This is a genomic window from Tautonia marina (assembly GCF_009177065.1).
GTDB lineage: Bacteria > Planctomycetota > Planctomycetia > Isosphaerales > Isosphaeraceae > Tautonia > Tautonia marina.
The window spans coordinates 101,327-117,328 of sequence record NZ_WEZF01000019.1 but is presented as its reverse complement, the minus strand read 5'-3'; the positions used below and the strand labels follow the sequence as shown (position 1 = coordinate 117,328).

The window sequence follows — 16,002 nt, the reverse complement described above, 5'->3', positions numbered from 1 at the left end:
TCGGCCCCCGCACTTCGGAGGATGCGACGATGACCCCCGCCGAACGCCGTCGGACCGGCTTCACCCTGGTTGAGCTCCTGGTCGTGATCACGATCATCGGGGTCCTCATCGGCCTGCTGATCCCCGTCATCTGGAGCGCCGTCGGTCGCGCCAACGATGCCCGCGTCGGGGGAGAGATCAACACCCTCGCCCAGGCCCTGGCCAGCTTCCAGAACAAGTTCGGCGACTATCCGCCGAGCCGGATCATTCTGGCCGAGGACGGTGGTTACGACTCTGCCGCCGTCGCGCTCGACAGCGTCCCCTTCTACGCCGGCATGAGCTACCAGAGCCCGGCGGCCAACATCGGCGGCAATCCGCAGGTGGTGACGGGCGTGGGTGACCAGACCTACGCCGCGTTGGCTCAGAAATCGATCTCCGTCATGCGGAAGTTCTTCTCGAAAACGCAGTTCTCGACCGGTCCGGCCGCCTCGGGCATTGTCGGTGGGTATTACGACTTCAACGGCAACGGCGTGCTCGACGCGAACCCAATCTACCTCGAAGGGCACGAGTGCCTGGCCTTCTTCCTCGGCGGCATCCCCACCCACACGATCGTCGGTAGCACCTACACCCTGGAAGGGGTCGGGGGCTTTGGCGGCAATCCTCGAAACCCGTTCCGGCCCGCGTACCTGCCCGACGGCACCCTCGACCCGGTCGGCCAGAACCGCTCCGAGCCGTTCTTCGAGTTCCGCGCCGAGCGCCTGGTGGACGACGACTTCGACGGCATTCCCGGCTACATCGACCCGCTCGGCGAGGGACCGGCCGGGCGTTACTTCGCCTATTTCAGCTCCTACGGCGGGCAGGGCTACGACCCGAACGACGTCAATTTCAACGCCGGCGCCATCTCCGAGCCGAACCCGGTCGCCCTCCCCTTCTCGGTCTCGTTCCCGGTCTTGAATGGAGTGAGTGCTCGGGTCACGGGCTCCCCCTTGCCGAACCCTTACACCAGTAGCCTTCCGGTGGCCACCGGCGACAAGCCGGCCACGTTCCACCAGCCGCAGTCGTATCAGATCATCTCCGCTGGCCGCGACCGCCTGTTTGGCACCGGCGGCCAGTACTCCAGCAGCGGGACCGGCGATCGCCTCCCTGGCGACGGGCGCACTCGCGAGCGTGACAACGTCACCAACATTTCCAACGGCACGCTTGACTGATCGCTCGCCGATCGCACTTGAACCAGGAAGGCGTGAAGGGATGAACCTCGGTCGATTGCTGAAAGACTGTATTCCAGGGGAGGATGCCATGCGATCCCGATCCTCGCCACGACGCCGCGCCGGCTTCACCCTGGTCGAGCTGGGCGTCGTGATCCTGATCATCGGCATCATGATGTCCTTCCTCCTGGTCGCCTCGTTCGAAGGGCTGAAACGGGCCAACGAACGGGCCACTCAGTCCCTCATCCAGAAGCTCGACCTCGCCGTTTCCGACCGGATCGAGGCCCTCACCGGCCAGCGGCCCGAGCCGAACAACGGCCACCGCTTCATGGCCATGTCCATCGCCCCCGATCCGGTGAGCGGAACCGTCCGCTACGTCGATTCCGAGGCCCGTGCCCGGCTCATCGCTCAGATCGACTACCTCAAGCGCGAGCTGCCCGACGTCTTCTTCGTGCAGCCGGATCAGCTTTACCCGTTGAACTTCACCGGCGTCCCCTTCAAGCCGTCGTCGATGGCTCCTGGTCCCGGGGCCGGCTCCGCCTTCCCCCAGATTCCGGCCGCCTACGCCCCCTATGTGCTGCCACTCGGCCACGCCTTGCAGATCGATCAGGTCTGGGATGGCGATACCAAGCTTTTCGGAGCGGGCCTCACGCGGCTCGGAGACATGAGCGGCCTCGACCCGTCGCAGGTCCGCTTTACGAGCCCTCCGGCCGGCCAGGGGATCTTCGGCGCCTCCTATTCGGCCATCGGCAGCCTGACGCGGCAGCTCGGCTACCCGCCCCGCGGCTACAACGGCATCGACGACGACGGCAATGGTTTGATCGACGAATTTACGATCGACGAACTGTACCGTCCCGGCGATCCCGACCGCGCGGCCAGTTTCTCGGCCTTGCAAACCGATCTGACGACCAGGCTCGGCAATCATCGCCATCTCACCGCGCGATCGGAGATGCTCTACGCCATCCTCGTCAGCGGGGTCGGGCCGCTCGGCAGCGTTTTCAGCGCCGATGACTTCACTCCCCAGGAAGTCCAGGACACCGACGGCGACGGCCTTCCCGAGTTCGTCGATGCCTGGGGTCAGCCGCTTCAGTTCTACCGCTGGCCGGTCTACTTCGTTTCCGAGTACGGTGCGACGACTCGCGGCCTTCAGAAAGGTGAAGCCCCCTACACGGCGGGCGATCTTCGAGAAATCCGAGAAGAAAACCCCCTCGACCCGAACCAGTTGCTCGTCTCTCCCGGCTGGTGGGCCGATCCGACGACCGGCTACCCCGATAATGCTGCTCAGATGAGCGCACGAGCGAATGTCTTTCAGCAGCAATTCTTCAGCCTGCTTGATCCGTATGCCGACCTGCCCGCCGGTTCCGTGTCGCAGCCGTTCCCCTCACGCGGGTTCCTCTGGGATCGCACGCACTTCTACAAGCGTCGTTCGTACTTCTTCAAGCACCTGATTCTCTCTGCCGGTCCCGACCGTCAGCTTGGCGTCGGCAGTTTTGGGGTGACCTATTCCGGATCGGTCCAGGACCCCGCCTCCCTGCCCGCTGGCGATGCGGCGACCACTGCCGCCCGGATGACCCTGATTGAAAACCAGGCGTCCCGATCCGACCCCTACCAACGCATTCCCGGCCAGGCCGGTCCCGCCGACCTCTCCAACGCCGCTAATCTGACTCAGAAGATGGCCCTCTATCAGTTGCCGGCCGACGCCAGCCCGTTCACGGTCCCCCTGCGAGACCGCTGGGGCGTCGATGACCTCACCAACCATTCACCGAACACCCTGGGCACGGGAGGACGCTGATGATTGCCCCGCGCATGCCCCGACGCTCGGGGGTGACCCTGACCGAGTTGCTGGTGGTCATTGCCATCATCCTCTTGCTCAGCGCCGCGGCCCTGCCGACCGCCTACGTCACCTTCGCCGAACGCGCCGTCAGCGAGGGGGCGAGCATCGTGCAAGCCAACATCTCCATGACCCGCGACCGTGCCGCCGGCACCGGCCAGCCCCAGGGGGTCCGCTTCCTGCCCGACCCCGACCTGACCGACCTCACCACCGGCGTCGTCGTCTCGAACCGGATGGTAACCCTCACCACCCCGCCGAACTACTCCGAAGGCCTGGTGGTGCCGGTGGTCGAAATCTTCACCCCGGCCGTCACCGGGCTCCCGATCGAAATTCGTCGCCTCGCGGTTTACGGCGCCAAGACCGACAACGACGGTATCCCCTCCTCCCCCACTGCCTGGCACTTTAACATTCGCCAGGGGGAAACGATCCGGATCGGTGGTGGCGGGAACGAATTCACCATCGCCGGGCCGATCACCGTCGGGCCTCAGGCCGGCAATCCCGAACGCTTCATCAACCGTACGGTCAACGGCCAGGCGGCGGGGAATCAGGTTCAGGCCCTGCCGATCTCGACCGACCCCAGCTACGAGATTCTCCACCTCGTCAACGGTCGCGACGATAGCGGCAACGGCTACGTTGACCCGCACTTCGACGGGATCGACAACAACGGCGATGGCGTGATCGACCCAGGCTATAACGGGATCGACAACGGTGGAATCGCCGGATTCGTTGATGATCCCGCCGAACTCCTCCTCGGCCTTCCGGCTGTTCCCCCCGAATACGAGGAGGACGACCCCATCCTCCGAGCCTTCCTCTGGGCTCGCGTCAACGACGCGGTCGGTCCTGGGAACATCCCGCTTCTCACACCGCTGGCAGACCCGCTCGGTGGTACCCCGTTCTTAATCACCGATTTCGCCAACGTTCGTCGCTTTCGCTACGTCATCTCCCGACGCCCGAGCGCCGCGAGCGACTCCCGCGAATACACCCTGCCGGCCGGATCGGTGATCGACTTCACGACCCTCGGCCTGGCGGACCCAAACATCATTCCCGAGCGATCCCGCGTGCCGATCGACCCGGTCACCGGAATCGTCGACCTGATGATCTATCCGAATGGGCAGGTGGTCCCCTCGACCCCTTATGGCCTGCGTCAATCCATGACCACCGGCTTCCCGTTCTACTTCCTCTGGATCGCCGCCCGAGAAGATGTTCATACGCCGCCGCCCGGGGCCACGGCCGCCGCTCAGCCCCTCTTGCCCATGCCGCGTGAGGTGGGTCTGCCCGGTCCTCCCTATCTTGAGGGCTACCGGAGGATGATCACGATCTCTCCGAATTCAGGTCATTCATCAGTCAGTGAGATCTCTTACCTCGACCCGAGTGGCCCTGTCACGATCAATACTCCTTACAATGAAGCCGCCCTCCATCAGCAGACGGGGAGGTGACCGAGGTGTTGATGCACCGTCGATCCACTGATCGGTCCGGAATCACCCTGACCGAAATTCTCATCGCCATCATGATCCTGGGCATCGGCATGGTCTCGGTGGCCACGCTCTTCCCGATCGGCCTCCTGCGCCTTCGAGACGCCACGCGAGACTCCCGATCGACCATCCTCGCCATGTCCGCCAAGGACGATGCCGAGGTCCGCGGCCTGCCCCAATCGCTCGGCGACGCCAAGGGACTCGTCAATCCGGAATCATTCGTTCATCCGAATTTGCCCTGGTACGCTCCCTGGAGAAATCCAAACAACTATCCGGTCAACCTGATTAGCCAGGGCATTCCGTTCTCCGTCACCCCGCTGACCTACGACTACGACACGATCGGGGGTGATCGCAATGCCGGCGTCTTCTCCGACTTCTTCGCCCCCGGCCTCCCGGTCGTCTACGACCCCTTGTTCTGGGCCACCACCCATTTCCAGACCGAAGGACTCGCGCCGGAACAGACGCCGATCGGTGTGCGTGGCAACCTCGGGCAGGAAGGCCGGTTCGGCTCGGGCATCGGCTTCCTTCGACCCGGGGCCGCGGCCCACGGGCTCCAGCGCATCACCAACTTCGAACCCTACAACGCTGGTGTTCCCTGGCCCTACACCTACTCCCTGTCGAGTACTCCCGCCGGACTTCAGGCCATCGCCGAGGTCGCCGGCAACGTCTTCACCTCGCTCGACGATCCGATCGTCACCGGCGATGAATCGGGCCAGAGCGGTGTGCCCGTCGTCCCGTACAACACGAGCCCCGGCGCCGGCTACGCATCGGAACGCGAATATGCCTTTAGCTGGATGCTCACCGGCCGCCTCGGCGTCGCCGGCGACCCCTCCATCTTCGAAGGCAACATCGTCCTCTTCCACAGCCGACCGATCGGACTCGATACCGAACCGAATTCCGGCCTGCTTGTTCCGTCCGGCGAGCGCACGGTCGAGGCCATCTGGGGCTACACCAACACCCCCAACGCGGTCAGCCCCATCCCGAGTCCCCTTCCTGCCGTCGCCGGCACCGGCTACAGCTCCGCCGACGACCACACCGTGCTCTTGCGATGGCCCGCCGCCAGCAACGACCCCGACATCCGCGTCGGAGGGTTCATCGCCGACGTGACCTACGAACGCTACCAGGGCCCCTCGAACACGAACTACCCGCGTGCCCTTCCGGGCTCCGGCCGCAACGGGGCGCAATACGCCGGTCAACGCATCCACTGGTATCGCATCGTTCAAAAGGGTGAGGTCGAGCCCGACCCCGTGGTTCCCAATCATTATCGCACGATCGTCCGGGTCGATACCCCCTTGCAGGCCAAGACCCGCCTCCAGATCAATGCGGGGGTCGTCGAATCCGTCGTGCCCGAGGCGGCCTTGATCTGCCCGTACGTCGTCAACGTCTTTCCGATCATGCTCTACAGCCGATAACCCGCGCTCGCAGGCCGCCTCGTTCCCCGGGCGGCCACGGCCCGATTCATTCGCTCGTGCTCGTTCGTTCGATCGTCCGCTCGTTCCGACTCGTTGGTCCCCCTCGACCGGCGCCCCTGTCCTTGAAGTGACTGAGTGAGGAACCCGTCATGCGATGTCCGACAACGCGGCCGACCGCAGCCCTGCACCGCCGGGGCCTGACGCTCGTCGAGCTGCTGGTGACCATCGCCCTGATGCTCTTGATCATGTCCGTGATCGTCGGCGTCTTCACCTCCGCCACCGACGCCATGACGGGCATGAAGAAGGACCAGGAGCTTGCCTCCGAGGCCCGCCGCCTCGAAACGGTCATTCAACAGGACCTCCGCGGCGCCACCGCCCGCTTCACCCCTCCGCTCAACCCGGCCGACAACCTCGGCTACTTCGAGTACGGCGAGAACTCCTTCTCCGACCCCCAGGGTGAAGACACCGACGACTACCTCGCCTTCACCACCAAGGCCCCCCCCGGCCAGCCCTTCACCGGCCGCGTCATGCTTCCTCGGGGTGTCTGGCCCGCCGGCCCGCTCGCCGGCCAGCCCCGTTACCTCCCGGCCACCATCACCAGCGATACCGCCGAGGTCATCTACTTCCTCCGCCACGGCAATCTCTACCGCCGCGTCTTGCTGGTCGCGCCCAATCAGACGCTCTATGCCGACCTTGTCCCTGTCGCCAACCCCACCGGGTTCCGCTTCGCCGGAGTCGGGTCCGACGGCTTCAGCCTCACCGGCGCCAATGCTCCGGAAGTGAGCTGGCAAGGTGTCAACGACATTTCGGCTCGCCCCTCCAACGCCCTGACCCCGGCAAACAACGCCCCGCCGATCGCCAACACCCTCGGCGACCTGACCAACCGCCACAACCGCTTCGCCCGGCCGCGCTTCACGAGCGACTTTGATCAAAACGGCGCCGACGACGATTTCGTCGGGCTTCCCGGCCCATCTCCCGACGGGGTCCCCGACTTCTCTCCCACGCTCACTCCAGGCAACGCCCCGCTTCGGCCCAATCGCCCGGCCCTCGGTACCGACTCGCTCGACACCCTCGCCTTTCCCTTCCTTTTCCCCAGCGCCTATTCCAAGAGCAGCCCCGCCGCCGTTGGCTCGATCAACATTGGCCCGACTCTGGCAATCCCGTCTGCTCCCCCCTTCTCGCCGACCACCACCAATCACTCCCCCCTCGACCCGGCCGATGGCGACAACCTGCCCGTCCCCACCAGTCTCGCCGAGAATTGGACCTTCTGGGGCTTCCCCACCTGGGCTGAAACCCGCAACCCCCGCTGGACCGCCGCCAACAAGCGCCTTGCCTTCGATGATTTCCAAATTCCCGCAGGCCAGCAGGCCGTCGGGCTGTCCTGGGTCCGGGGTGGCAACAACGATCTGCTTCCCCCGCAAGGCCACTGGTACAGCGACGCCGCGGCTGGCGCAGGAGGCCCAAACCTCGTTCCCCCCGCCTCCGCCTGGCAAGACGACCTGCTCGCCACCAACGTCCGCAGCTTCGACATCAAGGTGCTCGACCCGAACGCCCCGGCCTACACCGCCCTCGTCGGCGTGAACATGACGACCGACTACTACGACCTCGGCTACGGCCTTCCCTTGAAGCTCACCTTCGGAGCCGGCGAGGGAGACACCCTGCCCGGCGAAACCACCACGCTCGGCCACGAAGGGCGCATTCCTCCGCTGCCGACCGATAACCGGGTCGATTACCACATGGAGCAGAAGTTCGGCCTTCTGTTCCCGATCGGCGACAACAACCCCAACACCGTTCGGCTCCGCCGCGTCTGGGATACCTGGTCCACCGACTACGCCTTCGCTCCCTTCAAGGGAATCGACCCCTCGCTCTATCCGCCGCTCAGCGCCTCCCGGCCGGTCTATCCGTCGTATCCGCCGCCGTATCCCGAACCCTTGCGAGGCATCCAGATCCAGGTCCGCCTGGCCTCTCCCGACAACCAGGTGCTCAAGGTCATCACCATTCGCCACGACTTCACCGACAAACTCTGACACCCCTCGGCGAATCGGCCGTCGGGGCCTTGATCGATCCCTCCTTTGATCGGATCGGCCCCCTGCCCGAATCGTCGCCTTGCCTCATTCTCGATCCGATCCGATGCGCCCTTCGGACGTCGTTTACGAATCACTCAAGGGACCCGTCGAACAGAAGGAATTGAAGCCATGATCGCCCGACGACCCCGATCCCCCGCCTCCCGACGCCGAGGTGTGGTCCTGATCCTGGTCCTGTCGATGCTGGGGCTGCTTGCGGTCATCGGCGTGTCGTTTGCCGCCTTCAGCGGACAGGCCCGCAGCGCCGCCCGCGCCTACACCAAGAAGCTCAACCGCCCCCTGGCCGACGACCTCGTCGGCTTCGGCATCCGCCAGTTCATCAACGACACCACCAACCCCATGTCCGCCCTCTACGGGCACGGCCTCAAGCGCGACCAGTATGGCAACGACGCGGTCGAAAACGGCTTCTACGACCGCAACCCCAACGGCTCGTTCCCGACCGTCGGCACCGTCACCGTGGTCCCCGTGCTCGCCGGTGAGCCGGCCCGCTGGACCATCACCACGAACATCCCCAGCTTCGTCGGCTACAACTTCTCCGGCTGGATTCTCACCATTCCCGGCACCGGCGGCACCGTGGCGCAGACCTTCCAGGTGGTCAATGGCGTCAACTCCGGCCCGAACTACGTGCTGGAGATTACCGGCTCTCACCGACCCGGCACCACCACCAGCGGGGTGAACGGCGTCATCGGCATGTCGATCCCAGTCACCAACGCCGTTTTCTCACTCGACGGCCGCTACCGCCACGCCTTCAACGGCACCGGCATGGCCGCACTCACGGGCAACGTCGATCAGGCCATGACTGCCGGTCCCGACCCCGGCAACCGCAACCCCGGCCAGTTCGCCAACTTCCGCGTCAGCGGCGGCATCCTCGAAGGCGATCTGGCCTACACCCCTCGTCCCTTCAACGTCAATCTTCTCCCCATGGATGAAGATTACGACGCACCAGACCTGGAAAACTGGTTCCTCGCCGCCCAGAGCGCCGACGGCAGCACCATCATCCCGTCGTTCCACCGGCCCGGCATCCTTGCGGTCGATCCCCTCGGCGTGAGCGACATGGAGTTCCCCCACCCGAGTAACTTCGCTCCCGGCACTCCCGATTACCGCCGCGCCGTCCGGGCCATCTCCAAGATCCTCACCCCCCGGCCCATCGACCACCCGACCGCCGGCTTCTCCGACCTCCTGCCCGACGCCAACGGCTTCATCACCTACCCGGTCGATAACGACGGCGACGGCGTCGGCGACTCGGTCTGGCTCGACCTCGGCTATCCCGTCCAGCGCTCCAACGACGGCACTCTGTACAAACCCCTCTTCTCCTTCATGGCCGTCGGCACCAACGGCCGATTGCCCCTGAACACCGCCGGCAACCTCAACGCTCGCCTGCTCGTCGATAACCCCGCCACCCTCAACTTCGACGAGGCCGGCCTGCCCCTCTACGACCACGCTTCGCACCTCGGCTACAGCCCCAGTGAGATCAACCCCCAGTACGCACTCCAAAACGCCTTCGACCCCACCCCTGACGGCGCCGGCAACAACATCCCCGACGACGCCAAGCCCCAGCATCAGCAGTTCGACAACGCGACCGACCCCGGCACCGGCCTCGGTCACATTCCCGTCGCCCTCTCCCAGCTTCGCAGCCTCTTGACCGGCACCCGGATCAACCAGAACAACGACAGCGGCGAGCAAAACAATGTGCTGGTCGACGGCGACCTCATCCGGTTCCACAACAACACGGTCGATGGCGCCGACTTCTGGGTCGCCCGCAATGGTGGTCAATCGGTCGATCGCTTCACCAACGAGGCCATCCCCGGCCGCTGGGGAGAACCCGACGCCATCCCCCCCGAGATGCGTCTATTCCCGAACCCCGCGGGCGATCTGATCTCCCCCGCCCTCGATCGCGCCCTGAACTTCAGCAGCAGCCGGGTCCTCCTGCCCAGCGGCGTCAACCTCGACATCCCCAACCCGGTCCGGCCCGGCCAGTCTCCCTTCCCGAACGGCCAGTACCTGACCGACGGGATCGACACCAATCTCGACACCTACGACTTCTTCCCCGCCCGCGCCGCCAATCAAGGCCCCGAGGCCGCCCCGGTCGGGGGCTTCTCCGACGCTCACGACGCGGCCAATCTGCCGATCCTCGCCTCCGAGCGCATCCGACGCTTCGTCACCCCGATCGATCCCACCGGCGTCGGCCGCGTCACCCGCTACAACCAGGTGCCGGGCATCCCGCTGCCGGGCGATCCCTTGATTCCGGCCGACATCGGACCCGACGGCCGAGGCCGGATCAGCTTCATGCACTACTTCCGGCCCCCCGGCGTCCCGCTCGACACCGACGACGGCGTTCGCCTGATCCCCAACACCGGCGCTCCGCCGTACATCCTCGCCGACAACCAGCACAACCGTTACCACGGCTTCCATTCCCATCTGTTCCCTGGCGGCAACAACGGCTTCATGATGGGCGCGATGCCCTTCGACCTCAGCAACGCCGGAGCCGGTTTCTTTCCCCGAGACCCGGCGACCGGTCAGGCCGTGCCTCCCACCGACCTCTTCGACAGCGCCGGCTCGGGCGCGTATGTCGGCACCTTCAGTCCGACGATCAACGCCAATCCCCTGGGCCGCCTTCGCAACGAACTCCTCACAGACCCGGTCACCAGTGCCCCCCTCCCTCTCTACATGGGGGCTCAGTTCGTCACCGATACCACGACCGCCGTGCATACCTACCCGCTCGGCAATCCGTTGCTCAACGACCCGAACGAGATGAACCTCTACTGGCCCGACTCGACCGACGCGCCGTTCGGGCCAAACGATCTCGAATGGCTCTATCGCTTCGGTGACGTCGACGGCCTCTCGCTCGATAGCCGCCTCAAGGATCTCGCCCCCATCAGCTTCGTCCACGCCGTCGATGCCCAGACCCGCCGCCGCTTGTTCAGCGTCGACAGCTGGGACCGCATCGACTACTCCTTTGCCAACGACAATCCGATTGATCGCCTGGTCCCCGTCAATCCGGCCACCCTGTCTCCGGGCGATCCCTCCGAGGTTCCTCCGATCAGCAACACGCGGTTCGGTCCGCTCGTCTCCGCCAGCTTCGAGAACCTCAACCAGGCCAACCCCAGCCTGACCCACGGTGGCCGACGGATCAACCTCAACCACCCGTTGCCCCACTCGTACAACCCCGTCGAGCCCGTTCGGCAGAAGTGGATCACCGAGACGTACGAAACGCTCAAGGTCATCCTGCCGCCGCACGCGATCGACACCCCGCACGAACTCGCCAAGCTCGGCCAGTTTGTTGTCAACATCGTCGACTTCCGGGACCCGGACAACGCCATCACCATCTGGCAGAACCCCGACATCGTCCACCTGCCCGCCCGCCGCGCTGACGGTGACGGGAACGGCAACCTCGACGACGATGCCGACTACGACCTGCCCCCCTCGATCCACCTCCCCTATCGGGCCGACGGTACCCCCGACCCCTGGTTCAGCGACGCTCTGGCCCGGCCGCTCACCCACTACGGCATGGAATACCAGCCGGTCGCCCTGAACGAGGTCCTCGGCTTCCAGTTCAGCTTCGCCGAGGCGTCGGGCAGCACCTTCCAGAACTCCCGAGCCAACCGTCTCTATATCGAGATGGTCAACATGCTGACCGAGGCCGGTGACCCCGCGCCCAACGCCACCGACCTCGATCTGCAGGGCTGGGACTTCGTCCTCGTCAAGGAAGATCACGACCCGAACTACTCGGCCGGCAACCCGTACCACCACCCGGTCTTCGTTCGGCCCGACCCGATCACGGGTCAGATTCCGGACGCCGCGCTTCCTGACCCCGACAAGCGGCCGGTCGCTCCCGATGGCGACGGCGTGACCGTCGCCCCCGGCCAGTCTCAGGCCGTTCTCGTCGGCACCGGCACCGTCCCCGACCGAACCGACCTGACAACCTACCAGGATTCCTACATCAACTCCGCCCTGCCCGCGGCCGATGACATCCCCGCCATGGAACCCGACGGCCGACAGGAACGCTGGGTCATCGCCGGCACCCGGACCGACGGCCCGGCCCTGCCGACCACGCCCGACTTCGAGCGCAACCGGCCCGACATCGACCGCGACCTCGGCAACGACGCCTGGGATCTCATCCCCTCGGTCAACGACGAGGCCTTCACCACCCACAACCCCCAGGGCCGCTACTTCTGGCTCTACCTCCGACGACCGGCCAACCCCCTGCTCCCTCCCGATCCGAGCACCAACCCCATGGTCGTCGTCGACTCGATCCGCTTCCCCTTCGGCGCCTCTGAAGGGGAAGGCCAGGTCAACACCGCCAGCAACGAGGACGAGGAAGTCACCCCCGCGGATCACCCAATTTACTCGATCCAGCGTCCTCAGCCCTTCCGCGGCGGTCAGCTTGTGCCCGACCCCGAAAACCCGTCACTCCCCTTGTTCCTCTACGGCAGCTCCGAGCAGGCTCGGCCCGCCGACTCGAACACCGGCGGCTCGAACAACTACCGGACCTACTTCGACACCCCGAATAATCAGGAGGTCGACACCTCCGGCCGCATTTTCCAGACCCTCGGCGATCGCAACGCCAACGCCGGAGCCTCCGGCGGTGTCGACGAGTCGTACGACTACTTCCCCTTCAACGACCGCGACTTCATGAGCGTGGCCGAGTTGTTGCTCGTCCCCGCCTGTCCTCCCGGTCTGTTCACCAAGCAATTCGCCGAGCGGCCGCCCGACCTCCTGGAGGTCCCCGTTGCCGCCGACACCGATGACAATGGCACGGTCGATCAGCTCGGGGCCTTCTCCCCCGTACCTCCTCCTCGCAACGGAGGCCGATTCGACTGGGTGCCGACCGACCTGGCCTACCCCTCGACCATCCCCGGCGCCTCGCCAGCGATCAATCACGCTCAGGTCCGTACCTATCCGTACCTGGCGCACGAGTTCTTCTACTCGTCGAACCCGAGTACGATCGTCGACCCGACCAACGCCTTCGGCGGCGGCGCGACCTTGCACCTCGTCGGCGGCTCGACCAGCGCCGGCTGGTACAAGATGCTCGAACTGTTCGAGGTCCCCTCTCCGGTCCTCGACGCCATCGGCCCCGTCGCCCAGGGCCTGAACTTCGACTGGTTCCGCCAGGATCGCCGACCCGGCCAGATCAACCTCAACCTCATCCTCGATGAAGAGGTCTTCTTCGGCCTGATCGACGATCCGAGGCTGCTCGACACGACCCACCTCCGGCTGCGTAGCCTCCTTCCCGCATCGGGTGGTGTTCCAGCCGATCTCCCACCCCAGATCGTCACCGCCGTCGATCTCGACGGCCGCCCGGTTGCCTCCTACTCGATGGAGAACCGCGGCTTTACCGTCTTCTCGACTGACCAGGCCGGCACCGAGCTGGACAGCGCTCCCACCTCCGCCAGCTTCCCCCTGATGGCGATGAAGCGCTCCTTCGCCGACTTCCTCAAGCAGCGGCACGGCGGCTCCGGGTTCCTCTTCGCCTATGGCGACGGCGACACCGGCACCCAGGGGGCCGGGGCGGCCCCGCTTGGCTCAAAGGTGGCCCGCGACCTGCCCTATCGCTCCCTCTCGCACTACGACATTCAGCGTACTCTGATGCGGCCGGCCACGATGGAGCCGTCCACCTTCACCGCGCCCCCACTGCAAGTCGCGGTCGCTCCAGGTGATCCGAACGTCCAGAACCCCGGCCTGAAGGACTCGCAGTACGACGTGACCGAGGCCTTGCTCCTCGATCCCGGCATCGTCTACGAGCCCCCGGCTGCGATCACCGCCCCAGGCGACATCAGCCTGCTCTACGCCAACCCGTACCGGCCCATCGGCACCGATCGCAAGCCGATCGTCCCGCCGATCCCGCCGCGCCGATGGTTCCAGATCCCCGACTGGTCCGATGCCGTCGTCGATCCCCTGACGACCTCAAACGCCGCGGTTCTTGGGCCATTGACTCCTCTCAATGTCGGCGATCCCGTGATGACCTACACGCCCATCACCAATGCCGGCACAGCCCTGTCGTCCGTGGCTCCGATCATCGGCGACTACCCTGGCCTGTTCCCGCTCTGGACCAGCCCGGCTGACGGGTCCGAGATGCGGAGCCGGTTCAGCGGCGCCTCGGCCTACCTCGGCGGCTCGGTTGTGGGCACCACCTTCACCCAGTTCGAGCCGGTCACCGGAAGCGTTCAGACCTTCACCGTCGACGAGCCCACCGGCAACGCCGCGGGTCGCGTCAACCGAGACATGCGACGCAATCCGTCCACCCGGACCGAGCTGTTGCAGAAAGTGTCCAACCTGACGACCCCGAGAACGCACCAGTACGCCGTCTGGGTCACGGTCGGCCTGTTCGAGGTCGTCAAAACGGGCGATCGCGCCCAGTTGATCCCCGACGAGCTGGGGCCGGAGCTGGGCGTGGCCTCGGGCTCGAATGTGCGGTATCGCTCGTTCTTTGTGCTCGATCGCACCCGGGCGACCGGATTCAATCCGCTTCGACCGGGCGACTATCGAGACGTCATTGTCTACAGCCGGCGGATCGAGTGATCGGCCGACCTTCCGTTGCGTTTGTCGTGGGCCGGACGCCTCGGGACACCACCAATCAGCGTTGATTGCCTTGTCCCGAGGTGCCCCTGGCCGATACACTTGTAAGACACGTCCCGTCGACCCATCTCGGAGTGAGGGAAACCGTCATGTCGATCCGTCACCGTCGTCCCGGCTTCACCCTGATCGAGCTGCTGGTGGTTATCGCCATCATCGGCGTCCTCGTCGGCCTGCTCTTGCCGGCCGTCAACGCCGCTCGCGAGGCCGGCCGTCGCACGCAGTGCATGAACAACCAGAAGAACATCGGCCTCGGCCTGATCGGCTACTTCAACGCCAAGAACACCTTCCCCAACTCCGTCGTTTGGGGAGAGCCCGATGTCACCGCGGCCGCCCCGCTCGCCGCGGCCTACGAGGCCGGCGACATGAGCTTCCAGCTGGCCGGCGCCACTCCGGCCAACCCGGAGCACGACCTCGGCCCCTTGCATAGCTGGGTCGTCGAGATCCTCCCCTACATCGACAACCAGGCCCTCTACAACGATTTCAACCGCAACCAGGTCTACTTCAGCATCGCGGGGACGACGACCAACAATCTCACCGTCTCCGCCACCGACATCGGCATCCTGACCTGCCCGAACGACGACACGATCATCCAGGACCAGGGGAACCTCTCCTACGTCGTCAACTCCGGCTTCAATCGCTGGTGGTGGAGCGGCAGCGGCTGGAACGGCCAGAACACCCCCCCGACCACCGGCCATTCCGTCCTCTTCGGCGCCGATCCCCAGACCGCCCGCAACAACGCCAAGCGCACCGGCGTCTTCTGGCCGGGCAGCATCCAGGGGAACAAGCCCTGGGACCACAAGACCACCGTCGCCGCCATCACCGACGGCTCCAGCACCACCGTCATGCTCACCGAGAACACCCTCGCCGGTGCCTCGACCACCAGCCCCTACGCCCAGGCCAGCGGCAGCCCGGTGGTGACCAACTGGGCCAGCGCCCACCCGAACTTCGTCGCCTTCATGGCCTCTGACGACGTTTGCACCGGCGGCACCGGCTCAAGCAACTGCACCGACGGCCAGCTCGCCCCCCGAGCCGGCGGCGCCGGCAAGTTCGTCGACGGCCCCGGCTGGGCCCTCGCCAACAACAAGAACACCCGCGAAAACCTTAACGGCGGCCGTGTCGTTGGCATCGAAGGCGGTTACCCCTTCCCCAACAGCCTGCACCCGGGTGTGATCATCGCCGTCATGTGCGACGGCTCGACCAAGATCATCTCCGACACCATCGACGGCACCGTCTGGGCAAAGGTCATGACCCCCGCCGGCGAGTACATGGACACCCCGTTCAAGCAGCTCCCGGTCAACCAGAGCGACATCGCCCAGTAAGTTGATCGCGGCCGATCGGCAGGGAGTGGGCCCTCATCCGCTCCCTTTCCGGGCCGAATGCTCCGAGATGCGGTCTGCTCATCGAAACGACCCCGAGGCCCGGGAACTTCCCCGGCTTCGGGGT

7 protein-coding genes are annotated in these 16,002 nt (G+C 65.7%); all 7 read left to right on the top strand.

The genetic code is table 11. The features are described from left to right. Positions 1 to 29 precede the first annotated feature (29 nt). The 7 genes from GA615_RS20905 to GA615_RS20875 all read left to right on the top strand — a co-directional run bounded on the left by GA615_RS20905 (position 30) and on the right by GA615_RS20875 (position 15,878). Positions 30 to 1,187, top strand: a complete 1,158-nt coding sequence (locus tag GA615_RS20905) for a type II secretion system protein (protein WP_152053274.1) — start codon at positions 30 to 32, stop codon at positions 1,185 to 1,187. 88 nt (positions 1,188 to 1,275) lie between these two features. Then, complete coding sequence (locus tag GA615_RS20900; protein ID WP_201750267.1) at positions 1,276 to 2,976, top strand: type II secretion system protein; 1,701 nt, start codon at positions 1,276 to 1,278, stop codon at positions 2,974 to 2,976. Then, the gene (locus GA615_RS20895; RefSeq protein ID WP_152053272.1) at positions 2,976 to 4,451 is read left to right on the top strand and encodes a pilus assembly FimT family protein; all 1,476 of its coding nucleotides are present in this window, start codon (positions 2,976 to 2,978) and stop codon (positions 4,449 to 4,451) included. The genes GA615_RS20900 and GA615_RS20895 overlap by 1 nt, the downstream gene beginning before the upstream one ends. Before the next feature lie 11 nt (positions 4,452 to 4,462). Next, the gene (locus GA615_RS20890; RefSeq protein WP_152053271.1) at positions 4,463 to 5,899 is read left to right on the top strand and encodes a type IV pilus modification PilV family protein; all 1,437 of its coding nucleotides are present in this window, start codon (positions 4,463 to 4,465) and stop codon (positions 5,897 to 5,899) included. Positions 5,900 to 6,048: 149 nt separating this feature from the next. Beyond that, entirely contained in the window at positions 6,049 to 7,926 is a 1,878-nt protein-coding gene (locus GA615_RS20885; RefSeq protein ID WP_152053270.1) for a PulJ/GspJ family protein, read from the top strand. Positions 7,927 to 8,094: 168 nt separating this feature from the next. Further along, positions 8,095 to 14,502: a hypothetical protein gene (locus GA615_RS20880; protein ID WP_152053269.1), complete on the top strand. Its 6,408-nt coding sequence runs from the start codon at positions 8,095 to 8,097 to the stop codon at positions 14,500 to 14,502. 146 nt (positions 14,503 to 14,648) lie between these two features. Continuing rightward, positions 14,649 to 15,878 carry a DUF1559 family PulG-like putative transporter gene (locus tag GA615_RS20875; protein WP_152053268.1) on the top strand — a complete coding sequence of 410 codons (1,230 nt, stop codon included), beginning with the start codon at positions 14,649 to 14,651 and terminating at the stop codon, positions 15,876 to 15,878. Positions 15,879 to 16,002 lie beyond the last annotated feature (124 nt).

What these genes read in the sequence shown, in the direction of transcription:
- GA615_RS20905 (WP_152053274.1), top strand. Translation starts at nt 30, where the DNA reads ATGACCCCCGCCGAACGCCGTCGGACCGGCTTCACCCTGGTTGAGCTC.
- GA615_RS20900 (WP_201750267.1), top strand. Translation starts at nt 1,276, where the DNA reads ATGCGATCCCGATCCTCGCCACGACGCCGCGCCGGCTTCACCCTGGTC.
- GA615_RS20895 (WP_152053272.1), top strand. Translation starts at nt 2,976, where the DNA reads ATGATTGCCCCGCGCATGCCCCGACGCTCGGGGGTGACCCTGACCGAG.
- GA615_RS20890 (WP_152053271.1), top strand. Translation starts at nt 4,463, where the DNA reads ATGCACCGTCGATCCACTGATCGGTCCGGAATCACCCTGACCGAAATT.
- GA615_RS20885 (WP_152053270.1), top strand. Translation starts at nt 6,049, where the DNA reads ATGCGATGTCCGACAACGCGGCCGACCGCAGCCCTGCACCGCCGGGGC.
- GA615_RS20880 (WP_152053269.1), top strand. Translation starts at nt 8,095, where the DNA reads ATGATCGCCCGACGACCCCGATCCCCCGCCTCCCGACGCCGAGGTGTG.
- GA615_RS20875 (WP_152053268.1), top strand. Translation starts at nt 14,649, where the DNA reads ATGTCGATCCGTCACCGTCGTCCCGGCTTCACCCTGATCGAGCTGCTG.